This window comes from Micromonospora sp. WMMD1076, assembly GCF_029581475.1.
In the GTDB taxonomy this organism is placed as follows: domain Bacteria; phylum Actinomycetota; class Actinomycetes; order Mycobacteriales; family Micromonosporaceae; genus Micromonospora; species Micromonospora aurantiaca.
Genome location: NZ_CP120862.1, coordinates 6,038,492 through 6,060,230, shown reverse-complemented (window position 1 = coordinate 6,060,230; position 21,739 = coordinate 6,038,492). Strand labels below are relative to the sequence as shown.

Annotated in this window: 20 protein-coding genes and 1 pseudogene; 15 read left to right on the top strand and 6 right to left on the bottom strand. The window is 72.7% G+C overall.

Annotated features, from left to right (window positions below; translation table 11 throughout):
• Positions 1–45: 45 nt before the first annotated feature.
• Both O7622_RS27360 and O7622_RS27355 read right to left on the bottom strand, forming a co-directional pair.
• A complete protein-coding gene (locus O7622_RS27360) occupies positions 46–1,419 on the bottom strand; it encodes an MFS transporter (protein ID WP_282310979.1) in 1,374 nt (457 codons plus the stop codon).
• A gap of 233 nt (positions 1,420–1,652) precedes the next feature.
• Positions 1,653–2,681: a mechanosensitive ion channel family protein gene (locus O7622_RS27355; RefSeq protein WP_282314243.1), complete on the bottom strand. Its 1,029-nt coding sequence runs from the start codon at positions 2,679–2,681 to the stop codon at positions 1,653–1,655.
• Positions 2,682–2,936: 255 nt separating this feature from the next.
• Between O7622_RS27355 and O7622_RS27350 the strand changes: the two genes are divergently transcribed.
• A complete protein-coding gene (locus O7622_RS27350; protein ID WP_282310978.1) occupies positions 2,937–3,476 on the top strand; it encodes an HNH endonuclease in 540 nt (179 codons plus the stop codon).
• Between the two features lie 9 nt (positions 3,477–3,485).
• On the opposite strand, the gene O7622_RS27345 is transcribed toward O7622_RS27350, so the two are convergent.
• The 3 genes from O7622_RS27345 to O7622_RS27335 form a co-directional block, all read right to left on the bottom strand.
• Positions 3,486–4,355, bottom strand: a complete 870-nt coding sequence (locus O7622_RS27345; protein WP_282310977.1) for a class F sortase — start codon at positions 4,353–4,355, stop codon at positions 3,486–3,488.
• Positions 4,356–4,369: 14 nt separating this feature from the next.
• A complete protein-coding gene (locus tag O7622_RS27340) occupies positions 4,370–4,879 on the bottom strand; it encodes a hypothetical protein (RefSeq protein ID WP_282310976.1) in 510 nt (169 codons plus the stop codon).
• 78 nt (positions 4,880–4,957) lie between these two features.
• Positions 4,958–5,398 carry an Lrp/AsnC family transcriptional regulator gene (locus O7622_RS27335; RefSeq protein ID WP_013288068.1) on the bottom strand — a complete coding sequence of 147 codons (441 nt, stop codon included), beginning with the start codon at positions 5,396–5,398 and terminating at the stop codon, positions 4,958–4,960.
• A 148-nt stretch (positions 5,399–5,546) separates the two neighbouring features.
• Here O7622_RS27335 and O7622_RS27330 point away from each other — a divergent pair, with 148 nt between their 5' ends.
• The 14 genes and pseudogenes from O7622_RS27330 (at position 5,547) to O7622_RS27265 (ending at position 18,956) form a co-directional block, all read left to right on the top strand.
• Positions 5,547–6,425, top strand: coding sequence for a tryptophan 2,3-dioxygenase family protein (locus tag O7622_RS27330; RefSeq protein WP_282310975.1), 879 nt, complete (start codon positions 5,547–5,549; stop codon positions 6,423–6,425).
• Positions 6,426–6,439: 14 nt separating this feature from the next.
• Positions 6,440–7,546 (top strand): annotated as a pseudogene (gene kynU, locus O7622_RS27325) (kynureninase); the annotation flags it as partial.
• Between the two features lie 415 nt (positions 7,547–7,961).
• Positions 7,962–9,290 carry an NAD(P)/FAD-dependent oxidoreductase gene (locus tag O7622_RS27320; RefSeq protein ID WP_282310973.1) on the top strand — a complete coding sequence of 443 codons (1,329 nt, stop codon included), beginning with the start codon at positions 7,962–7,964 and terminating at the stop codon, positions 9,288–9,290.
• Between the two features lie 20 nt (positions 9,291–9,310).
• Positions 9,311–10,792, top strand: a complete 1,482-nt coding sequence (locus O7622_RS27315; RefSeq protein WP_282314242.1) for a 2-hydroxymuconic semialdehyde dehydrogenase — start codon at positions 9,311–9,313, stop codon at positions 10,790–10,792.
• Between the two features lie 74 nt (positions 10,793–10,866).
• Positions 10,867–11,664, top strand: coding sequence for a fumarylacetoacetate hydrolase family protein (locus O7622_RS27310; RefSeq protein WP_282310972.1), 798 nt, complete (start codon positions 10,867–10,869; stop codon positions 11,662–11,664).
• A gap of 76 nt (positions 11,665–11,740) precedes the next feature.
• Positions 11,741–12,736, top strand: a complete 996-nt coding sequence (locus O7622_RS27305; RefSeq protein WP_282310971.1) for an acetaldehyde dehydrogenase (acetylating) — start codon at positions 11,741–11,743, stop codon at positions 12,734–12,736.
• Positions 12,733–13,788, top strand: a complete 1,056-nt coding sequence (dmpG, locus tag O7622_RS27300) for a 4-hydroxy-2-oxovalerate aldolase (protein WP_282310970.1) — start codon at positions 12,733–12,735, stop codon at positions 13,786–13,788. The genes O7622_RS27305 and dmpG overlap by 4 nt, the downstream gene beginning before the upstream one ends.
• On the top strand, positions 13,785–14,558 hold the full coding sequence (locus tag O7622_RS27295) for a 4-oxalocrotonate decarboxylase (RefSeq protein ID WP_282310969.1): 774 nt from the start codon (positions 13,785–13,787) through the stop codon (positions 14,556–14,558). Before dmpG ends, O7622_RS27295 begins: the two co-directional genes overlap by 4 nt.
• Positions 14,559–14,737: 179 nt before the next feature.
• On the top strand, positions 14,738–15,163 hold the full coding sequence (locus O7622_RS27290) for a RidA family protein (protein WP_282310968.1): 426 nt from the start codon (positions 14,738–14,740) through the stop codon (positions 15,161–15,163).
• Positions 15,156–15,680, top strand: coding sequence for a 3-hydroxyanthranilate 3,4-dioxygenase (locus O7622_RS27285; RefSeq protein ID WP_282310967.1), 525 nt, complete (start codon positions 15,156–15,158; stop codon positions 15,678–15,680). The genes O7622_RS27290 and O7622_RS27285 overlap by 8 nt, the downstream gene beginning before the upstream one ends.
• A 3-nt stretch (positions 15,681–15,683) precedes the next feature.
• A complete protein-coding gene (locus O7622_RS27280) occupies positions 15,684–16,679 on the top strand; it encodes an amidohydrolase family protein (RefSeq protein ID WP_282310966.1) in 996 nt (331 codons plus the stop codon).
• A gap of 49 nt (positions 16,680–16,728) precedes the next feature.
• Positions 16,729–18,201, top strand: a complete 1,473-nt coding sequence (locus O7622_RS27275; RefSeq protein WP_282310965.1) for an amidase — start codon at positions 16,729–16,731, stop codon at positions 18,199–18,201.
• Positions 18,202–18,271: 70 nt separating this feature from the next.
• Positions 18,272–18,556 carry a hypothetical protein gene (locus O7622_RS27270; RefSeq protein ID WP_282314241.1) on the top strand — a complete coding sequence of 95 codons (285 nt, stop codon included), beginning with the start codon at positions 18,272–18,274 and terminating at the stop codon, positions 18,554–18,556.
• Positions 18,543–18,956: a DUF5130 family protein gene (locus O7622_RS27265; protein WP_013475476.1), complete on the top strand. Its 414-nt coding sequence runs from the start codon at positions 18,543–18,545 to the stop codon at positions 18,954–18,956. Before O7622_RS27270 ends, O7622_RS27265 begins: the two co-directional genes overlap by 14 nt.
• 139 nt (positions 18,957–19,095) lie before the next feature.
• Here the strand turns inward: O7622_RS27265 and pepN are convergent, their stop codons facing one another.
• Positions 19,096–21,642 carry an aminopeptidase N gene (gene pepN, locus O7622_RS27260; protein WP_282310964.1) on the bottom strand — a complete coding sequence of 849 codons (2,547 nt, stop codon included), beginning with the start codon at positions 21,640–21,642 and terminating at the stop codon, positions 19,096–19,098.
• Positions 21,643–21,739 lie beyond the last annotated feature (97 nt).

The following is a 21,739-nucleotide window of genomic DNA, read 5'->3' as shown; positions in this document are numbered from 1 at the left end:
CCAGGTGCGACCCGGCACCCGCGCCCGCCCGCCGGGCGGCGCGGATCACGTCACCGCGTGCCGGTGCCGGCCGGGCTCGCGGTTCCGGTCACCCGGCGTGGGGCCACGCGAGTGCGCGTGTGCGGGCCCGGCGGCAGCCGAGGACTCGGCGCGGGCGGCCTCGATGGCCTCGTGGATCACCTGCGGCCGGGGCCAGGCGAGCGCCGCCACCGCCATGATCAGCACCCCCGCGGCGCTCCACACGCCGACCACCGACGGCACCGAGAAGCGCTCGGCGAGCGCGCCCGTGGCCAGCACCGCGGCGCCCTGGATGATCTGTGTGCCGCTGGCCATGACGCCGAACGCCCGGGCCCGGAAGCCGTCCGGCAGCGCCTGCACGAACAGGCCGTTGGCGACCGGGACGAGCCCGGCGACGGCGAAGCCGCACCCGGCGGCCATCAGCGCCACCACAGTCGGCGGCGGGTTGAACAGAGCGGGTACGAGCGTCGCCGGTGCGATGATCATCAATGGTCGGATCAGCGTCAGCCGCCGGTCCGGGCCGACGAGCCGGCTGATGGTCAGCCCGCCGAGGATGTAACCGACCGGGACGGCGGCCATGATCAGCCCTTGGGCGGTGCCGGCGTCCATCCGGTCGTCGGTCCGGTCGGCGGCCCAGCCCGCCGCCAGTCCCTCGGGGACGATCGAGAAGAGCATCGCGCTGAACACCAGCACCGCGATGGCGCGCAGCACCGGCCGCTCGAAGACGATCTGGAAGCCCTGGACGGTCTCCCGCAGCAGGTGGCTGCGGTGCACCTCGGTCATCGCCGGTGGCCGCTCGCGGACGCCGAAGCGGACCAGCGCGGCCGACACGGCGAAGGTCACCGCGTTGACGAGCAGCGCGGTGTTCGGGTTGAGCGCCGCCACTGTGGCGCCGATCAGGTAGCCGACGACCTGGGCGGCCTGGCCGGCGCTGGTGAACGCGGACAGGCCCACGACCAGCCGGTCCCCGGTCAGGATGTGCGGCATGAGCGCCGACCGCGCCGCCTGGCTCGGCGGGTTCGCGAGCGTGGCCAGGAAGATCAGCGCGAAGACCGACCAGGTCGGCATCCAGGGCATCGCGACCAGCGCCATCAGCGCCATCCGGAGGAGGTCGCAGACCACCATGACGCGCCGGTAGTGGTGCCGCTCGGCGAGCGCGGAGAGCAGGGGGCCGCCGACCAGCCAGGGAAGGTAGCTGGCGGCGAACGCGGCGGCGGAGAGCGCGACCGAATCGGTCTCGCGCAGCACGAGCACTGTGACCGCGGCGCGGGCCAGGTAGTCACCCACCCAGGAGAGGGTGTTGGCGGCGAAGATGGCGCGGAACTCCGACTGACCGAAGACGTCCCGAAAGGTGGCCGGGGCCTCCCGGGCGGGTCGCGCGTCGGACACCGTCGCCTCCATCGTTCCTGGTCGACCACTTGTGATGGCCCGACCGGGAACCGTCGTCAGATCGATCGATCAGCGAGGACACGAGCACGCCCCCCGGTGGAGCGTGTGCACCGGATTCTGCCCGATCGTCTGACAACTGGCTAGGGCGAACGGATTGATCGTCGCATCTCCGACTGAACGAACGGACGATACCCGAGGGGCCGCGCGGTGCGGAACCCCGGAAATCGTCCGGCTCGTCCTGCGGCTCAGGTGGGTCCGCCGGTGCCCGTACCCTCGGCGGCGGGCGGTGCCGGCGGCTGGACCGGCAGGCCCGGGAACAGCCGTGCGGCCGCGATCTGCGCGACGATCCCGGAGTTCTCCAGCGCCTCCGCGAGGCGTCGGCGCAGCTCACGGCCGACCGCGAACTGCCCGTCCGCGGTGGTCTTGACGACGGTACGGATCACCGCGCCGTCGACTGTCATCTGCTCGACGCCCAGGACCTCCGGCTGCTCCACGATGCTCGGCGCCAGCTCCGGGTCCAGCGCCACCGACGCCGCCGCGGTACGCAGCACGGCGGTGGCCTCCTCGGTGCCGGCGAACCCGATCGGCAGGTCGACCACTACCAGCGCCCAGCCCTGGCTCTTGTTCCCGACGCGGACGATCTCGCCGTTGCGGATGTACCAGAGCACGCCGCGGCCGTCCCGGACCGTGGTGACCCGCAGCCCCACCGCCTCGACCACGCCGGTGGCCTCGCCCAGGTCGACTGTGTCGCCGACGCCGTACTGGTCCTCTATCAACATGAACAGGCCGGCGATCAGGTCCTTCACCAGGCTCTGCGCGCCGAAACCGAGCGCCACGCCGGCGATGCCCGCGCTGGCCAGCAGCGGGGCCAGGTCGAAGCTGAACTCCTTGAGCACCATCAGCAGCGCGATGCCGAAGACGAACGCGGTGACCATGCTGCGCAGCACCGACCCGATCGCCTCGGCCCGCTGCCGCCGCCGCTCCGGCACGAACTGGTCCGGATCGGCCGCGGCGCTGGGGATCCGCTCGCGCAGCGGACGGAGCATGGTCGGTACCGCGCCGTCGGTGGTGGTCCGCACCAGCCGGTTGATGGTCCGGTGCAGTGCCCACCGGGCGGCCACCGCGATCAGCAGGATCAACGCGACCCGTAGCGGCTTCAGCAGGATCCAGTAGCTGCTCTCGGCGAACCAGGCGGAACCGGTGAGCCGGTACAGGAACTCGCAGGAACTGCTGCCCTGGCAGTCCGGGCGCCGGTCGGAGAAGGCCGACAGCAGGGCGGAGATCAGGTCGGAGACGTTCACCCTGCCTTCGTACCGCACCGGCGACCGGCGGCGGACACCGCCACCTCGGCGAAGTGTCGCTACCGGAGGGGGTAGCCCGGATTAGTACGTGCAATCCGGGGCGCGATCAGGGACTATTGGCGCAACGGACGTCGGTGATCCGGCCGGCGTCGGAGCCGTTCCGCGCTGTCCGCGGGGCGGTTCCGGCGCAGACGAGGCGGGAGCGACTGGACCGGGAGGGTGAGCGCGATGCCTGACATACGACCCACTGCGGGCTCCGGTGCACTCGTTCTCAACGCCACCTACGAGCCCCTGTGCGTCGTGTCGGTGCGTCGTGCCGCGATCCTCGTCCTCAGCGCCAAGGCGATCTGCGTCGCCGACGGCGAGGGCATCCTGCACAGCGCGCGCAACGCGTTACCGGTGCCCTCGGTGGTGCGCCTGACCCGCTACGTCCGGGTGCCGTACCGCACCCACGTCGGGTTGTCCCGGCGGGCCGTGTTCGCCCGCGACGGGTGGCGGTGCGCGTACTGCCGGGGGCCGGCCGAGACCATCGACCACGTCTTCCCGCGTAGCCGGGGCGGCCGGCACGCCTGGGAGAACGTGGTCGCCGCGTGCGCGCGGTGCAACCACACCAAAGGCGACAAGACGCCGGCCGAGCTGGGCTGGCGGCTGCACCACCTGCCGGCCGCGCCCAAAGGAGCCGCCTGGCGGGTGCTCGGGCACCGCGCCCCCGACCCGCGCTGGGCGGACTGGCTCGACCTGCGCGAGCCGGAGCCCGAGGCGGCCTGACCGGCCCGCTCAGCGCGCCTTGACCAGCGAGGCGTAGACGACCAGGTTGTCCGCGTACCCGGTCTCGCCGCCCACCCAGCGCCCGCCGCACGTGATCAGCCGCAGGTTGGGCCGGCTGAAGTCGCCGTAGACGTCCTCCACCGGCAGCTTCTCCTTGCCGTACCGCTCGATCGACGTCACCTCGAACACCGCCACCGACCGGTCCTCGCGGGTCACCTCGATCCGGTCGCCGTCGTCCAGTTCCTTCAGCCCGTGGAAGACGGCCGGACCGGTCGTGGTGTCGACGTGCCCGACGAGCACCGCCGGGCCGTACTGACCGGGGGTGGGGCCCTGGTCGTACCAGCCGACCTCGCCGGCCCGCTCCACGTCCGGCACCGCGATGCTGCCGTCCGGCGCGATGCCGACCCGGTGCACCGGCGCGCGCAGGTTCAGCTTGCCGATGCTCAGGTCAGTCGGCGGGCTGGCCGGCAGCACCGGGAACTTCTTCGGCGGCGGGCGCAGGCCGGCGACGATCCGGTCCGGCAGCACGCTGACGCCGGTCACCCGTTCCACGCCGAGCATGGCCACGATCAGCGCCATCACGCTCGCCACCACGAGCACCGGGACACCCGGGCCGCGGCTCGGGGCGTACCGGCGGGTGGTGGTCCTGCCGGCGCGGGCCTTGACCGGCCGGGACTGCGGGTCGGCGGTGGCGACGCTGGCCGAGAACGCGTGCCCGGCGACGTGGGCGAACCGGCGCGCGGCCCGGGACGTCAGCCGCAGCGCGGCCCGGAGCCGGCCGGCGCGCTCCGGCGACCGGCGGCCGGGACGGGCGGCGGCGTGGCGGGTGCGGTCCGCCGCCGGGCCGGTACGGTCCCGGCGGCGCGATGAGCGGGCCATTGCGGCACCTCTCGTCAGACGCGGCCGCCGGGCTTGCGGCGGGCGCTCACACCGGCCACCACCGCCACCGCGACCAGGCCGCCGACGAGCAGCAGCGAGCCGGTGCCCCGGCTGCCCGCGGTGCCACCGCCGCCGGTCGCCGGGCCCTTGCTCGGCTGCGCCATGTTGAGCACGGTGAGCATGGTCGAGGCGGTGTTGCCGTTGGAGCAGTCCAGGTTCACCGGGTAGTCGCCCGGCGCCTTGTTGCCCGGCACGGTGACCGAGCCGGTGAGGAAGCCGTTGTCCGGCCGCAGCGTCACCCGCCCGAAGGCGTCCGAGGTGACCTGAGCCTGGCGGTTGTTGCTGTTGTCGCAGCCGGCCCGCAGACTGACCCGGGAACCGGCCTGGACGCTGTTCGGCGTCACCTCGATGAACACGCTCTCCCCGGCCCGGGCCGGCGGCGCGGTGGTCAGGACGAACGCCGCCACCAGGCCGAACAGGCCCAACAGGGACGACAACGCACGATGTGACAGGAGCCCTCGCATGGTTCCCCCCTCCCGGCGCGACGGTGCGCCGGACCGCTGACGGGCAGCGGCGCCTGCTTTCCCGGAGGGCGGGGGAAGCTAACGGGGCGCCTTGACCACCGGGTGCCAGGCCAGCGGGGTGGACAGCACCATCGTGCTGGACGGCTGCCCGTACGGCGCGAGACGGTCGATGACCTCCTCGAACTCGCCCATGTTCGTGGCGGCGACCTTGAGCATGCTGCACGCGTCCCCGGTGATCCGGTGGATCTCCATGATCTCCGGCCAGCCCGCGACGTCGGGGTCGTTGAGGATGCAGCGCGCGCCGTAGCAGGACATCCGGATCAGTGCGAGCACCGTGCGCCCGGCCCGGGTGAGGTCGACGTGGGCGTGGTAGCCGGTGATCACTCCGGCTTCCTCCAGCCGCCGTACCCGCTCGGCGACAGCGGGCGGCGACAGGTGGACCCGGCGGGACAACTCGCTGTACGAGAGCCGGGCGTCGGCCTGGAGCTCGCGCAGCAGCGCCCAGTCCATGTCGTCCACGCGCGGACCTTCCTTCCGTAAAGACAGCGACGCGAGATGGTTTCGGTTCGCGAAGTGCGACCACCATACCGCCGTTGAACAGGCATTCCATTCGGCCGTCCACCAGCGGGATCATGACTTCTACCCCGCGCACGGACGGAGAACGACTGTGGAACAGACGACGGCGGTGCGTCCGGTAACCCCCCAGGAACGGGCGGCTCGGGCGGCACGCAACGGCGGCGAGCCGACGCTGGAGTTCGCCGACCGCGTGCCGTACGACGCGTACGTGCGGGCCAGCACGCTGCACCGGCTCCAGGAGCCGCTCAGCGACGACCCGGGCGAGATGTCCTTCCTGATGGTCAGCCAGATCATGGAGCTGTACTTCGGCCTGACCTGCCACGAACTGCGGCACGCCAAGCGCGAGCTGCGCGAGGACCGGATCTGGGAGGCGCTGGCCCCGCTGCGCCGCGCCGCCCTGCACCTGGAGGGCCTCAACGCCGCCTGGCACGGCCTGCGCTGGATGAGCCCGGCCGACTTCAACCGCTTCCGTGACCGGCTCGGCGAGGGCTCCGGCTTCCAGTCCGCCATGTACCGCCAGCTGGAGTTCCTGCTCGGCCTGCGCGACCGGGCGCTGATCCGCCCGTTCCGCCGGCAGACCGACGTGTACGACGAGCTGACCGCCGCGCTCGCCACCCCGAGCCTCTGGGACGAGGTGGTGGCGCTGCTCGCCCGCAAGGGCTTCGACGTGCCGGCCGAGCTGCTGTCGCGGGACGTGGACGCCGAGCACGAGGCGCACCCCGCGGTCGAGGCGGCGTGGGTCCGGATCTACGGCGACAGCGGCCCGGACAACCACCTGCGCCTGCTCGGCGACGCGCTGACCGAGATCGCCGAGGAGTTCGGCGACTGGCGCTGGAACCACGTGAAGGCCGTCCAGCGCACCATGGGCGCCAAGGTCGGCAGCGGTGGTTCCGCCGGACTGGCATGGTTGCAGCGCAGCATGTCCCGGGTGGTCTTCCCGGAGCTGTGGTTGTCCCGCACCGCGATGTGACGAGAGAGAACAGCATGCACACCCCCGAGAGCGAAGCCCTCCGGCGCGACGCCGCCGACCCCGGCCACCGGCACCTGTTCCACATCCCACCCGCCGACGGCGGGCGCTACCCCGACACCGCGTACCTGGCCGGCAACTCGCTCGGTCTCCAGCCGCGGGCCACCCGGGACGAACTCCTCGCCGACCTGGACGCCTGGAGTCGCCTCGGCGTCGAGGGGCACCTGGAGTCGGAGCGGCCCTGGCTGCCGTACCACGAGCTGCTGACCGCGCCGGCCGCCCGCCTGGTCGGCGCGCTGCCCGCGGAGACAGTGGTGATGAACTCCCTCACCGTGAACCTGCACCTGCTGATGGTCAGCTTCTACCGGCCGGCGGGCGAGCGGACCCGGATCGTCATCGAGGACAGCGCGTTCCCCTCGGACAGCTACGCGGTGCGCAGCCAGGCCCGCTTCCACGGCCTGGACCCGGACACCACGGTGGTACGCCTCAAGCCGCGTCCCGGCTCGGACACGCTCGGCACCGAGGACGTGCTGGACTTCCTGGCCCGCGAGGGCCACACGGTGGCGCTGCTGATGCTCGGCGGCGTGAACTACCTGACCGGTGAGCTGATGGACATCCCCGCCATCACCGCCGCCGGACGGGCCGCGGGCGCGGTGGTCGGCTGGGACCTGGCGCACGCCGCCGGCAACGTGCCGCTGGCGCTGCACGACTGGGACGTCGACTTCGCCGCCTGGTGCTCGTACAAGTACCTCAACTCCGGCCCCGGCGCGCTGGGCGGCGTCTTCGTCCACGAGCGGCACCTCGGCGACCCGTCGATCCCGCGGTTCGAGGGCTGGTGGAGCACCGAGGCGGCCACCCGGTTCGAGATGACACCGGTGTCCCGGCCGCCGGCCACGGTCGAGGCGTGGCAGATCTCCAACCCGCCGATCTTCGCGATGGGCCCGGTGCGCACGTCGCTGGAGCTGTTCGACTCCGTCGGCATGCCCGCGCTGCGCGAGCGCAGCCTACGGCTCACCGCCTGGCTGGAGCAGCTGCTCGACGAGGTGACGCCCGGCCGCCCGCTGACCGTTGTCACGCCGCGCGACCCGGCCCGGCGGGGTTGTCAGCTCTCCGTCCGGATCGGCGTGAGCGCGAGGAGTGAGCCGGGTTTGCGAGCCCCGCAGTCGCGAACGGAAGGTGGCTGGGTGAGCGCGAGGAGTGAGCCGGTTCTGCGAGCCCCGCAGTCGCGAACGGAAGGTGGCTGGGTGAGCGCGAGGAGTGAGCCGGTTCTGCGAGCCCCGCAGTCGCGAACGGAAGGTGGCTGGGTGGGAAGTGCCGACGAGCTGACCAAGCGGCTGCGGCACGAGCACGGCGTGGTCGCCGACGCCCGGGAGCCGGACATCGTCCGGTTCGCGCCGGTGCCGCTGTACTCCACGTACCACGACTGCTGGCGGGTCGCCGAGGCGCTGGCGGCAACGTTTGAGAAGGAGGGGTCGTGAGCGCGAGGAGTGAGCCGGTTCTGCGAGCCCCGCAGTCGCGAACGGAAGGCAGGTACCGCGCATGACGGAGCGTGACGAGATCGCTGTGGTCGGTGCCGGGCTGGCCGGCTGCCTGCTGGCCTGTTACCTGGCCCGGCGCGGCTACCCGGTGGCCCTCTACGAGCGGCGGCCCGACCCGCGTACCGGCACCGTCGAGCGGGGCCGGTCGATCAACCTGGCGCTGTCCGAGCGCGGCCTGGACGCGCTGCGCCGCATCGGCCTGGAGGACGAGGTGATGGCGGACGCGCTGCCGATGCGCGGCCGCATGATCCACCCGGTCGAGGGCGAGCCGGAGTTCCAGTCCTACAGCGGCTCCGGGGACCGGGCGATCAACTCGATCAGCCGGGGCGCGCTGAACAACGCGCTGCTCGACGCCGCCGCCGCGCTGCCGAACGTGCGCGTCGCGTTCGACCACCGGCTGGTCGGGCTCGACCCGCTCGGCGGCGAGATGACGTTCGAGACCCCGCAGGGCAAGGTCACCGCCACCGCCTCGGTCGTCCTCGGCGCCGACGGCGCCGGCTCCGCGGTGCGCGGGCAACTGCTCGCGTACGGCGGCCTGACCGAAAGCCTCGACTTCCTCGACTACGGCTACAAGGAGCTGACCATCCCGCCGCTGGGCGGGGAGTTCGCGCTCGACCCGGGCGCGCTGCACATCTGGCCGCGCGGCACCTCGATGATGATCGCGCTGCCGAACCCGGACCGCTCCTTCACCTGCACGCTGTTCTGGCCCACCCACGGCACCCGCAGCTTCGCGTCGCTGAGCAGCCCGGCGGCGATCGAGCGGTTCTTCGCCACCCACTACCCGGACCTGGTTCCGCTCGCGCCGAACCTGGTCGACGACTACCAGCACAACCCGGTCGGCGTGCTCGGCACTGTGCGCTGCACGCCGTGGCAGGTGGCCGGCAAGGTCGGCCTGATCGGCGACGCCGCGCACGCCATCGTGCCGTTCTACGGCCAGGGCGCGAACTGCGCGTTCGAGGACGTGGTCGAGCTGGACCGCTGCCTGGACGAGTGCGACGACGAGTGGGCCGCCGCGCTGCCGCTGTTCCAGCACCGCCGCCAGGACGACGCCGAGGCGATCGCCCGGATGGCGCTGGCGAACTTCGTGGAGATGCGGGACAAGGTCGCCTCGCCGGTGTTCCGCACCCGCAAGCAGGTCGAGCACGCGCTGGAACGCGTGCTGCCGGGCCGCTACGTCTCCCAGTACGAGCTGGTCTCCTTCTCCACCACGCCGTACGCGCAGGTGCGCCGCCGGGTGCGCGCGCAGTACGCGGTTGTCGGCGCGGTAGCGGCCGGCGCGGTCGCGCTGCTGGCCGGTGGTGTCCGCGCGGTGCTGGGGAGGCGGGGATGACGCTCTGGGATCCCCGGCTGATGACCGGCCACGCACCGCACGGCCCCGGCCTGCTGCGCAACTTCGTCGGCGGCGAGTTCGCCGACTCCGGTTCCCGGTTCACCAAGCGCAGCCCGGTCACCGGCGAGCCGGTGTTCGAGGTGGTCGAGGCGTCGCGGTCGACAGTGGACGACGCGGTCGCCGCGGCGCGGGCGGCGCTGCGTGGCCCGTGGGGCCGGATGGGGGAGCGGGAACGCGCCGAGGTGCTGCGCCGGGTCGCCGACGAGCTGGAACGGCGCTTCGACGACCTGGTCGCCGCCGAGGTCGCCGACACCGGCAAGGCCATCTCGCAGGCCCGTACGCTCGACATCCCGCGCGGCGCTGCCAACTTCCGGGCGTTCGCCGAGATCGTGGCCACCGCGCCCACCGAGTCGTTCACCACAGTCACCCCGGCCGGGGGCCGGGCGCTGAACTATGCGGTCCGCAAGCCGGTCGGCGTGGTCGCTGTCATCGTGCCGTGGAACCTGCCGCTGCTGCTGCTCACCTGGAAGGTCGCCCCGGCCCTGGCCTGCGGCAACGCCGTGGTGGTCAAGCCCAGTGAGGAGACCCCCGCCTCCGCCACGCTGCTGGCCGAGGTGATGGCCGCGGCGGGCGTGCCGGACGGCGTGTTCAACCTGGTGCACGGCTTCGGCCCCGGCTCGGCCGGCGAGCACCTGACCCGGCACCCGGGCGTGGACGCGATCACGTTCACCGGCGAGTCGGCGACCGGCAGCGCGATCATGCGCGCCGCCGCCGACGGGGTGAAGGCGGTCAGCTTCGAGCTGGGCGGCAAGAACGCCGGCCTGGTGTTCGCCGACGCCGACCTGGACGCGGCGGTCGCCGGTTCGGTGCGGTCCAGCTTCACCAACGGCGGCCAGGTGTGCCTGTGCACCGAGCGCATCTACGTGCAGCGGCCGGTGTTCGAGGAGTTCACCGCGCGGCTGGCCGAGCGCGCCGGCGAGCTGGCGTACGGCTGGCCGGACGACGAGGCGACGGCGAACATGCCGCTGATCTCGCACGGCCACCGGGACAAGGTGCTCGGCCACTACGCGCTGGCCCGTACCGAGGGCGCCGAGGTGCGCGCCGGCGGCGGCGCGCCGCGCTTCGGGGACGCCCGCGACGGCGGGGCGTACGTGCAGCCGACGGTGCTCACCGGCCTCCGGGCGGACGCCCGCACCAACCAGGAGGAGATCTTCGGCCCGGTGGTGCACGTCGCGCCGTTCGACGACGAGGACGAGGCGTTCGCGCTGGCCAACGGCACCGCCTACGGCCTGGCGGCGACGGTGTGGACGCGGGACGTCGGTCGGGCGCACCGGGCCGGCGCCCGGCTCGACGCCGGCATCGTCTGGGTGAACACCTGGTTCCTGCGCGACCTGCGCACCCCGTTCGGCGGGGTGAAGGCGTCGGGAGTGGGCCGCGAGGGTGGCGTGCACTCGCTCGACTTCTACTCCGAGCTGACGAACGTCTGCGTGGACCTGACGTGAGCGCGCGGACTGGCGCGGGCCCGCGCGGTGGGCAGAATGGCCGGAATCCCCAGCGACGTAAGCGAGGAGCCGCCATGACCGTGGACATCGAGGCCGCCAACCGGGAACTGGCTGTGGCCCGGCAGGAGGGGAAGCCGTGCCCGCCGCTGCGCGGCCGGCTGCTGCCCGAGGGCGACATCGAGGCCGCGTACCAGGTGCAGCAGGTCTACACCCGGCAACGGCTGGGCAAGGGGCACCGCCGCGTCGGCGCGAAGATCGGCCTGACGTCGCGGACGGTGCAGGAGAGCTTCGGCGTCTTCCAGCCCGACTTCGGGGTGCTGTTCGACGACATGGCCGTCGGTGACGGCGTCGAGGTGCCGATCGGCCGGCTGCTCCAGCCACGGGTGGAGGCGGAGATCGCCTTCGTGCTCGGCGCGGACCTGCCGGACGAGCGGGTCACCACGGTCGACCTGATCCGGGCGGTGGACCACGTGCTGCCGGCCATCGAGATCGTCGACTCGCGGATCGCCGACTGGGACATCTCCATCGTGGACACGGTCGCTGACAACGCCTCCAGCGGACTGTTCGTGCTCGGCACCGCGCCCCGGCGGCTCGCCGACGTGGACCTGCGGCTGTGCGGCATGGTGCTGGAGCACGCCGGTGAGCCGGTCTCGGTCGGCGCGGGCGCGGCCTGCCTCGGCAATCCGCTGCACGCGTTGCAGTGGCTGGCCGCGACCATGGCCCGGGCGGGCGACCCGCTGAAGGCCGGTGACGTGGTGCTCTCCGGCGCGCTCGGCCCGATGGTGCCGGTCACACCCGGCGCCGCGTACGAGGCGCGCATCTCCGGGCTCGGCTCGGTGCGTACCTGCTTCTCCAAGGAGGGAACCCCATGAGCGAGCGGCAGCGAGCGAATCATCGACACAGGGCCGTCGAGTCTCATGGCGGCACGCAGCGCAGCGGAGGGCCGGCATGAGCGTCGGAGTGGCGGTGCTCGGGTCGGGCAACATCGGCACCGACCTGATGATCAAGGTGTTGCGGCTGAGCGGTGCCGCTGATGGGTCGCGACTGCGGGACTCCGCCTCGCTGCGTTCCTCGCGCTCCCCGGCAAGCCTGCGCATGGTGGCCATGGCCGGCATCGACCCGGCCTCGGACGGACTGGCCCGGGCCCGCCGGCTCGGCGTCACCACCACCGCCGAGGGCGTCGACGGCCTCGTCGCGCTGCCCGAGTTCGCCGACGTCCAGCTCGTCTTCGACGCCACCTCGGCCGGGGCGCACAAGCGTCACGACGAGGTGCTGCGGGCGCACGGCCGTACCGTCGTCGACCTGACCCCCGCGGCGATCGGCCCGTACGTGGTGCCGCCGGTGAACCTCGACGAGCACCTGGGCGAACCGAACGTCAACATGGTGACCTGCGGCGGGCAGGCGACGGTGCCGATCGTGCACGCGGTCGGCCGGGTCACCCCCGTCGCGTACGGCGAGATCGTCGCCTCGATCGCCTCGAAGTCGGCCGGGCCGGGCACCCGGGCCAACATCGACGAGTTCACCGAGACCACCGCCCGCGCCATCGAGGTGGTCGGCGGCGCCGAACGCGGCAAGGCCATCATCGTGCTGAACCCGGCCGACCCGCCGCTGCTCATGCGCGACACGGTCTACTGCCTGTGCCCGGACGCCGACGCCGACCGGGGCGCGATCGCCGCCTCGGTGGCCGACATGGTGAAGGCCGTGCAGGAGTACGTGCCCGGTTACCGGCTCAAGCAGGACGTGCAGTTCGACGCCGTGGACACGTACGCGCCGGTGCTCGGCCGGCACTTCACCGGCCTCCAGGTGTCGGTGTTCCTGGAGGTCTCCGGCGCCGGGCACTACCTGCCCGCGTACGCCGGGAACCTGGACATCATGACGTCGGCCGCGCTGCGTACCGCGGAGCGGCTGGTGGCGCTGCGTTCCCCGGAGGTGAGTGCGCGATGACCGACCTCTACATCCAGGACGTGACGCTGCGCGACGGCATGCACGCCATCGCCCACCGCTACACGGTCGACCAGGTGCGTACCATCGCCGCCGCGCTCGACGCGGCCGGTGTGGCGGCGGTCGAGGTGGCGCACGGCGACGGCCTGGCCGGTTCCAGCGTCAACTACGGGCACGGCGCCGCCGCCGACGCGGACTGGATCGCCGCCGCCGCCGAGGTGCTCACCACCGCGCGGCTCACCACGCTGCTGCTGCCGGGCATCGGCACCATCGCCGACCTGAAGGCGGCGAAGGCGCTCGGCGTGACGAGCGTCCGGATCGCCACGCACTGCACCGAGGCGGACATCTCCGCCCAGCACATCGCGTGGGCCCGGGAGAATGACATGGACGTTTCCGGGTTCCTCATGATGTCGCACCTCAACGACCCGGCCGGGCTGGCCGCCCAGGCCAAGCTGATGGAGTCGTACGGCGCGCACTGCGTCTACGTCACCGACTCCGGCGGGCGGCTGCTGATGTCGGACGTGGCGCAGCGCGTCGACGCGTACCGGCAGGTGCTGGAACCGGAGACGCAGATCGGCATCCACGCGCACCACAACCTGTCGCTGGGTGTGGCGAACAGTGTGCTCGCGGTCGAGCACGGCCGGATCCTCGGCGACGGCCCGCCTGGCTCGCCGTCCGGACGGACCGTCCGGGTGGACGCGTCGCTCGCCGGCATGGGCGCCGGCGCGGGCAACGCGCCGCTGGAGGTCTTCGTCGCGGTCGCCGAGCTGCACGGCTGGAAGCACGGCTGCGACGTGTTCGCGCTGATGGACGCCGCCGACGACATGGTCCGCCCGTTGCAGGACCGGCCGGTCCAGGTCGACCGGGAGACGCTCTCCCTGGGGTACGCGGGCGTCTACTCCAGCTTCCTGCGCCACGCCGAGCGGGCCTCGGCCAAGTACGGCGTGGACGTCCGCTCGATCCTGGTCGAGTTGGGCCGTCGCCGGATGGTCGGCGGCCAGGAGGACATGATCGTGGACGTGGCGCTGGACCTGGCCGGTAAGGAGAACCCATGATCGGGCCGGACATCGCCGGCATCGCGGAGAAGCTGGGCGCGGCGGCCGACGACGCCATCGCGATCCCGCAGCTCGCCGCCGAGACCGGCCTCGACGTCGACGCCGCGTACGCGGTGCAGACCGCGCTGGTGAAGCGCCGCCTCGACCGGGGTGAGCGGCTGGTCGGCCTCAAGATGGGGCTCACCAGCAAGGCCAAGATGGCGCAGGTCGGCGTGGACGAGGTGATCTGGGGCCGGCTGACCGACGTGATGCGGGTGCCCGACGGCGGCGGCGTCGACGTCGGCGACTTCATCCACCCCCGGGTCGAGCCGGAGGTGGCGTTCCTGCTGGACCGGCTGCCCGACCCGGGCGAACCGGTCGGCTCGTTCACGAGGGCCGTGCGCGCGGTCGCCCCGGCGATCGAGCTGATCGACTCGCGGTACGCGAACTTCACCTTCTCGCTGCCGGACGTGATCGCCGACAACACCTCGGCCGCCGCGTTCGTGGTCGGGCCGTGGTCGCCGGTGCCGGACGGGCTGGACAACCTGGGCGTACTGCTGGAGATCGACGGGCGGGTGGCGCAGGTCGGCTCGACCGCTGCGATCCTCGGCGACCCGCGCCGCGCGCTGGACGAGGGGCTGCGGCTGGCCGGCCGGCACGGTGTCCGGCTGCGTAAGGGCTGGGTGTTCCTGGCCGGCGCGGCCACCGCCGCGGTGCCGCTGCGCCCCGGCGCACACGTCCGCGCGACTGTCGAGAAGCTCGGGTCCGCCTCCCTGAAGGCCCTCTCGTGAGTGCGAGGAGTGAGCCGGGTTTGCGAGCCCCGCAGTCGCGAACGGAAGGCGGCCCGGTGAGTGCGAGGAGTGAGCCGGGTTTGCGAGCCCCGCAGTCGCGAACGGAGGGCGGCCCGGTGAGTGCGAGGAGTGAGCCGGGTTTGCGAGCCCCGCAGTCGCGAACGGAGGGCGGCTCTGCCATGACGGCCCGGACGGTGGCCGGGAAGGCCGTGCCGCGGGGCGCGTTCCCGCACGTCAAGGTGGCCGGTGGGTTCGTCTACGTCTCAGGTACGTCGTCGCGCCGGCCGGACAACACGTTCGCCGGTGTGTCGGTGGACGAGTTCGGCACCACCGACCTGGACATCCGGGAGCAGACCCGGGCCGTGGTCGAGAACATCCGCGACCTGCTCCGCTCGGTCGGCGCCGACCTGAGCGACCTGGTGCAGGTCACCGGCTACCTGGTCAACATGAACGACTTCGGCGGCTACAACGAGGTGTGGGCGGAGTTCTTCGACGCCACCGGGCCGACCCGGACCACAGTCGCCGTGCACCAGCTTCCGCACCCGCATCTGCTCATCGAGATGCAGGCCGTCGCCCTACTTCCGTCGGGAGGTTCCCATGAGTGAGATCGCCGAGCCGTTCAGCTTCTCCGGCTGGATCGGCGAGAACCAGCACCTGCTCAAGCCGCCGGTGGGCAACAAGGAGATGCTGCCCGGCAGCGACGACTTCATCGTCATGGTGGTGGGCGGCCCGAACCAGCGCACGGACTTCCACGTCGACCCGTACGAGGAGTTCTTCTACCAGGTCAAGGGCAACATGCACATCAACCTGATGCTGCCCGAGGGCCCGCGTACGGTGCACGTGCGCGAGGGGCAGATGTGGATGCTGCCGCGCGACACCCCGCACTCGCCGCAGCGTCCCGAGGCCGGCTCGATCGGCATGGTGATCGAGCGGGTTCGCGAGGAGGGCACGCTGGAGAGGTTCCAGTGGTACTGCGGCGAGTGCCACCACAGGGTGCACGAGGTGGAGTTGCAGGTCCGCGACATCGCCGCCGACCTGCCTCCGGTCTTCGCCGCGTTCTACGCCGACGAGAAGGCCCGTACCTGCGACAACTGCGGCGCGCTGCACCCGGGCAAGGGCTGACGCGTGCCGGTCGTGGACGTGCACACGCACGTCGTACCGAAGGGGTGGCCGGACCTCGCCGCGACGTGCGGCGGGTCCGGCTGGCCCTGGCTGCGGGTGGACTCCGAGCGCGCCGCCATGATCATGGTGGGGGAGACGGAGTTCCGCCCGGTCGGGGCGCAGTGCTGGGACGCGCCGACCCGGCTGGCCGACATGGCGGTCGACGGCGTGGACGTGCAGGTCGTCTCGCCCACCCCGGTGTTCTTCAGCTACGACCGACCGGCCGACCAGGCGGTCAGGGTGGCCCGGATCTTCAACGACCTCACGCTGGAGGTCACCGCTGCGGGTGCCGGCCGGCTGGTGCCGTTCTGCCAGGTGCCGTTGCAGGACGCGGACGCGGCCTGCGCCGAACTGGATCGCTGCCTGTCGGCGGGGCACGCCGGCGTGGAGATCGGCAACCATGTCGGCGACCGGGACCTGGACGACGAGGGCATCGTGCAGTTCCTGACCCACTGCGCCGAGGTCGGCGCGCCGGTGTTCGTGCACCCGTGGGACATGCCCGGCGGCCCCCGGCTGGACCGGTGGATGGCCCGCTGGCTGACCGGGATGCCGGCCGAGACGCACCTGTCGGTGCTCGCGTTGGTCCTCGGCGGCGTGTTCGACCGGGTGCCGGACACGCTGCGGATCTGCTTCGCGCACGGCGGCGGCAGCTTCCCGTTCTGGCTGGGCCGCGCCGACAACGCCTGGCACCGCCGCGGAGACCTGGTACGCGGCGCGTCCAGCGCGCCGCCCAGCTCGTACGTCGACCGGTTCCACGTCGACTCGGTGGTCTTCGAACCGGCCGCGCTGCGGCTGCTCGTGGACACCATGGGCGCCGAGCGGGTGCTGCTCGGCAGCGACTACCCGTACCCGCTGGGGGAGCGGCCGGTCGGCCAGGTGGTGCACCGGGCGGGCTTCCTCACCGACGCGCAGCGGGACGCGTTGCTCGGCGGCAACGCCCTGCGGTTCCTCGGCCGCTGACTGACGTGTCGCCCGGCCTCCCGGCCGCCGGACCGGCAGGATGGACGGCATGGCCGAGCCGCACGACCTGACCGCGCTGGAGCAGGCCGCCGCGATCCGCCGGGGCGAGCTGTCCAGCCTGGAACTGGTCGAGCACCACCTGCGCCGGGTCGAGGCGCTCGGCGACACCGTCGGCGCGTTCGTCACAGTCACAGCCGACCGGGCCCGGAGCGCCGCCCGCGCCGCCGACGCGCTCGCGGCGGAGGAACGCGGCCCGCTGCACGGGGTGCCGACCGCGATCAAGGACCTCACGCTCACCGCCGGGGTGCGCACCACCTTCGGCTCGGCCGCCTTCGCCGACTTCGTCCCGCCCGTCGACGCCGACGTGGTCCGCCTCCTGGCCGACGCCGGCCTGGTCAGCCTCGGCAAGACCACCACCTCCGAACTCGGCTGCTCGCTCTACTCGGAAGGGCTGGTGGCGCCGCCGGCCCGGAACCCGTGGGACCTCGCGTACACCGCGGGCGGGTCCAGCGGCGGCGCGGCAGCCGCGGTCGCCGCCGGGCTCGTGCCGGTGGCGCAGGGCTCCGACGGCGGCGGCTCGCTGCGCATCCCGGCCGCGCTCTGCGGCCTGGTCGGCTACAAACCCAGCCGGGGCATGGTCTCCGGCGGTCCGCTCGGCTTCGGCGGCTTCGGGCTGCCGGTGAACGGGCCGATCGGCCGGACCGTCGCCGACGTGGCCGCGCTGCTCGACGTGCTCGCCCGCCCGGTGCCCGGCGAGCCGTACCTGCCGCCGGCCGCGCCCGCCGGCGGGTACCTCGGCGTCACCCGCGCCGCCCGCGTCGCCGGCCCCGGCCGGCTGCGGGTCGGCCGCTTCACCACGCCGATGCTCGCCGACGAACCGGTCCACCCGGACTGCGCCGCCGCCGTCGACCGGGCCGCCGCGCTGCTCACCGACGCCGGCCACGAGGTGGTCGACGTCCCCGCGCCGCTCGGCCCCGAGGCGTGGCCGCTGTTCGAGACCGTCTGGTACGCGCTGGCTGTCACCCCGGTCCCGGCCGGGCGGGACGGCGACCTGCTGCCGCTGACCCGGTTCCTGCGCGAGCGCGGCGAGGCGCTCGGCGCGGCCCGGCTGATGGCCGCGCTCGGCGAACTCCAGGCGCAGGTACGCCGTGGCGTACGCCGTACCGCCGGGTGTGACCTGCTGCTCTGCCCGACGCTCGCGAGCCCGCAGGCACCGGTGGGCGCGTTCGCCGCCCTCGAACCGGCCGAGGACTTCGACGGGCAGCGGCGCTTCTCGCCGTACTGTGCGGTCTTCAACGTCACGGGCGATCCGTCCGTTTCGTTGCCGGTCGGACGGACCGACGACGGGCTTCCGGTCGGGGTGTTGCTCACCGGCCGGTACGGCGACGACGCGACACTGCTCGCCACTGCCGCGCAACTGGAGCACTCCAGTGGCGGATGGGATCAGCACCCCGCAATCTGGCGGGCCGCCGACTCCGCTAACGTGAACATCACAAGTGACGTGGGGCGCGACCGGTCCTGACCGGCCGACCCGCACCATTCCTGGTCTCTCTTTCCGCCTGGGGGCGTTGGGATTGTCTGTTACCGAGACGTTGGTGGTCTTCGTCGGCATCCCGGCCGTCGCGGTGCTGCTGATCGCCGCCCTGGCGGCCGTCGGCAGCCGCGGCAACGGTGGCGGCGCCAAGCGCTACCGGCCGGGCCGGCCCTTCGACTTCACTCCGGTCTGGTTCCTGGGCCGTCCGGAGCAGCTGGCCGACTCGGCCGGTACGGCGCTGGCCGCCGGGGCGCAGGCGCCGGCGTTGACCAGCCGCAAGCAGGAGCAGGCCGGCCGGGAGGCACCGGCCGGTGGAACCGGAGGCGCAAGTGACCGTTGGTGAAGCGCGGCCCACGACGGGGACGGGCACCCCGCCCGAGGTGCTGGACGGACCGTTCTCGACCCGTCAGCTGCTCCGCATCGACGAGGCGCTGCGCCTCGCCGACCAGGGCACCGGTCTGGTCTTCTCGGTCTACGTCGGCGGCCTCGACGAGCCGATCCGGGAGCACGCCGAGCGGCTGCACCGCCAGCTCGCCGACCCGGACCGCTCGGTGCTGATCGCGGTGTCGCCCAACCAGCGGCAGCTGGAGATCGTCACCGGCAAGTATGCGCGCAAGCGCATCCCGGACACGTACGCCAAGCTGGCCGCGCTCTCCATGGTGGCCTCCTTCGGCGGCGGCGACCTGGCCGGCGGCATCATCCAGGGCCTCGACCAGCTCGCCAGCCACGCCGGCAAGGGCTGATCCGCCCGCACACACCACGAAGCCCGGCCCGCGCGTACGCGGGCCGGGCTTCTTCGTTCGTCGGCGGCGCAGGTCCCACGACAGCGGCCGGGGCCGGCGCGGGCTGCCACCCGCGCCGGCCCCGGCCGACATGCCTCACTCAGGCGCTGCGCGCGTCCCGCTCCCGGGCCTTCAGCGCGCGGACCACGCCGTCGCGGCCCTCGGCCACCAGCCGTCGCAGCGACGCCGGTCGGCCGTCCTGGGCCAGCCACGCGTCGGTGGCCGCGACGGTGTCCTCCTCGACCAGGTACGCCGGGTAGGCGAGCTGCACGAACTCCTGCGCCGGCTCGCTGTCGCGCTGCGCCCACACCTGGTCCACTGTGGCGAAGTACCGCTCCCGGTAGGGCGCGATCAGCTCGACCTGCGCCGCGTGGGTGAAGCCCTGCAACAGCGCCCGGTTACGCCAGTTGGGCAGCGCGTCCGGGCCGGTGAGCAGCGCCCACACCGCTGCCTTGTTCTCGACTGTCGGCACCAGCGCGTGCGCGTACGCGGCCTCCCGCTCGCCGCTGGCGGTACGGTCGCCGGCCAGCTCCGCGTCCACGTCGGCGGCACCGGCCGCGCCGTTGGCGACCAGCGACTGGAGCACCGTCCAGCGCAGTTCCGTGTCGACGGTCAGCCCCTCCGGCACCCCGTTGCCGTCCAGCCAGCCGCGCAGCGTGGCCAGGTCCTCGCCGGAGCGGGCCGACGAGGCGTACGACCGGGCCCAGGCGAGCTGGAAGCCGCTCCCCGGCTCGGCCGCCGCGAGCGCGGTCCGCGCGGTACGGGCCAGGTCGGCCCAGCCGGTCGGCGCCCACGCCGGGTCGGCGTAGAAGGTGAGCGCTGTGGTCGCCTGCCGCAGCGTGGCCGTGACCAGGTTGATGTCGGTCTCGGCGGTCAGCCCGGCCAGCACCAGCGCCACGTAGTCGCGGGCCGACAGCTCGGCGTCGCGGGTCATGTCCCAGGCGGCGGTCCAGCACAGCGCCCGGGCCAGCGACGAGTCGAAGCCGGCGATGTGCTGCACCACAGTGGCCATCGACCGCTCGTCCAGCCGCAGCTTGGTGTACGTCAGGTCCTCGTCGTTGAGCAGCAGCACGTCGGCGGCCGGCTTGCCGTGCAGCTCGGACAGCTCGGTCAGCTCGCCGGTCACGTCCGTCTCGATCAGCTCGCGGCGCACCAGCCGGCCGTCGGTCAGGTCGTACAGGCCGACCCCGATGCGGTGGGTACGCAGCGTCGGGTAGGCCGACGGCGCCTCCTGCCGGACCACCACCCGCTCGTACGTGCCGTCGGCGCCGATGGTCACCTCCGGGCGCAACGTGTTGACCTGCGCGGTCTCCAGCCACTGGGCGGCGAACTTGCGCAGCTCCCGGCCGGAGGCCGCCTCCAGCTCGGACAGCAGGTCGTCGAAGGTGGCGTTGCCCCAGGCGTACTTGCCGAAGTAGGCGCGCAGGCCGGCCAGGAACGGCTCCTCGCCCACGTACGCGACGAGCTGCTTGAGCACGCTCGCGCCCTTGGCGTACGTGATGCCGTCGAAGTTGACCTCGACGGCCTCCAGGTCCGGCATCTCGCAGTAGACCGGGTGGGTGGAGGAGAGCTGGTCCTGCCGGTAACCCCAGTTCTTGCGGATCGACAGGAACGTGGTCCACGCGTCGGTGAAGCGGGTGGCGTGCGTGTTGCACCAGTGGCTGGCCCACTCGGCGAACGACTCGTTCAGCCACAGGTCGTTCCACCAGCGCATGGTGACCAGGTCACCGAACCACATGTGCGCCAGCTCGTGCAGGATCGTGTTGGCGCGCTGCTCGTACTCGAAGTCGGTGACCTGCGACCGGAAGATGTAGTGCGACTCGGCGTGCGTGACGCAGCCGAAGTTCTCCATCGCGCCGGCGTTGAAGTCCGGCACCCAGAGCTGGTCGTACTTGGGCAGCGGGTAGCGGACGCCGAACTTCTCCTGGAAGAAGTCGAAGCCCTGCGTGGTGATCAGGTGCAGGTCGTCGGCGTCCATGTGCGGGGCCATGCTGGCCCGGCAGAAATAGCCCATGTCGATGCCGTCGTGGCTGCGGCGCACCTCGTGGTACGGCCCGGCGCAGAGCGCGGTGATGTAGGTGCTCATCCGCTCCGACACGGTGAAGTGCACAGTCTTCAGGGCCTCACCCGCCGCCTCCTCGCGGGCCACCGGCATGTTCGACACGACCCGCCAGTGGTCCGGGACGGTGGCGTGCCAGGTGTAGACGCTCTTCAGGTCGGGCTGGTCGAAGCAGGCGTACACCTTCTGCGCGTCGGCGGTCTCGAACTGGCTGTAGAGGTAGGTCTCGCCGTCCACCGGGTCGACGGTCCGGTGCAGGCCCTGCCCGCTGTTGGAGTAGCCGAAGTCGGCGTCGACCACCAGCACGTTCTCGGCGGCCAGGCCGCTGAGCGTGAGTCCCTTCTCGGCGGACCAGCCGGACAGGTCCACCGGATCGCCGTTGAGTGTGGCCGACCGCACCGATTCGGCGGCTGTCTCGATGAACGTGGTCGCCCCCGGTTCGGCGCAGCGGAACCGGACCTCGGTCACCGAGCGGAACGTGCGACCGGTGGGCTGCACCGCGGTCGACAGGTCAAGGCTGATGTCGTACCCGGTCACCTCGAGCAGGCGGGCCCGCTCCGTCGCCTCGACCTGGGTCAGGTTGCGCACTCCCGGCACTGTTCGTCTCCATCCCACTCGTCTCGCCGCGCCCCGCGGCGCCGGTTCGGCCCGGCCGCTCGTGACGGCCCGTCGAGAACCGAGTCTT

What these genes read in the sequence shown, in the direction of transcription:
- O7622_RS27360 (WP_282310979.1), bottom strand. Translation starts at nt 1,419, where the DNA reads ATGGAGGCGACGGTGTCCGACGCGCGACCCGCCCGGGAGGCCCCGGCC.
- O7622_RS27350 (WP_282310978.1), top strand. Translation starts at nt 2,937, where the DNA reads ATGCCTGACATACGACCCACTGCGGGCTCCGGTGCACTCGTTCTCAAC.
- O7622_RS27345 (WP_282310977.1), bottom strand. Translation starts at nt 4,355, where the DNA reads ATGGCCCGCTCATCGCGCCGCCGGGACCGTACCGGCCCGGCGGCGGAC.
- O7622_RS27340 (WP_282310976.1), bottom strand. Translation starts at nt 4,879, where the DNA reads ATGCGAGGGCTCCTGTCACATCGTGCGTTGTCGTCCCTGTTGGGCCTG.
- O7622_RS27320 (WP_282310973.1), top strand. Translation starts at nt 7,962, where the DNA reads ATGACGGAGCGTGACGAGATCGCTGTGGTCGGTGCCGGGCTGGCCGGC.
- O7622_RS27315 (WP_282314242.1), top strand. Translation starts at nt 9,311, where the DNA reads ATGACCGGCCACGCACCGCACGGCCCCGGCCTGCTGCGCAACTTCGTC.
- O7622_RS27310 (WP_282310972.1), top strand. Translation starts at nt 10,867, where the DNA reads ATGACCGTGGACATCGAGGCCGCCAACCGGGAACTGGCTGTGGCCCGG.
- O7622_RS27305 (WP_282310971.1), top strand. Translation starts at nt 11,741, where the DNA reads ATGAGCGTCGGAGTGGCGGTGCTCGGGTCGGGCAACATCGGCACCGAC.
- dmpG (WP_282310970.1), top strand. Translation starts at nt 12,733, where the DNA reads ATGACCGACCTCTACATCCAGGACGTGACGCTGCGCGACGGCATGCAC.
- O7622_RS27295 (WP_282310969.1), top strand. Translation starts at nt 13,785, where the DNA reads ATGATCGGGCCGGACATCGCCGGCATCGCGGAGAAGCTGGGCGCGGCG.
- O7622_RS27290 (WP_282310968.1), top strand. Translation starts at nt 14,738, where the DNA reads ATGACGGCCCGGACGGTGGCCGGGAAGGCCGTGCCGCGGGGCGCGTTC.
- O7622_RS27285 (WP_282310967.1), top strand. Translation starts at nt 15,156, where the DNA reads ATGAGTGAGATCGCCGAGCCGTTCAGCTTCTCCGGCTGGATCGGCGAG.
- O7622_RS27275 (WP_282310965.1), top strand. Translation starts at nt 16,729, where the DNA reads ATGGCCGAGCCGCACGACCTGACCGCGCTGGAGCAGGCCGCCGCGATC.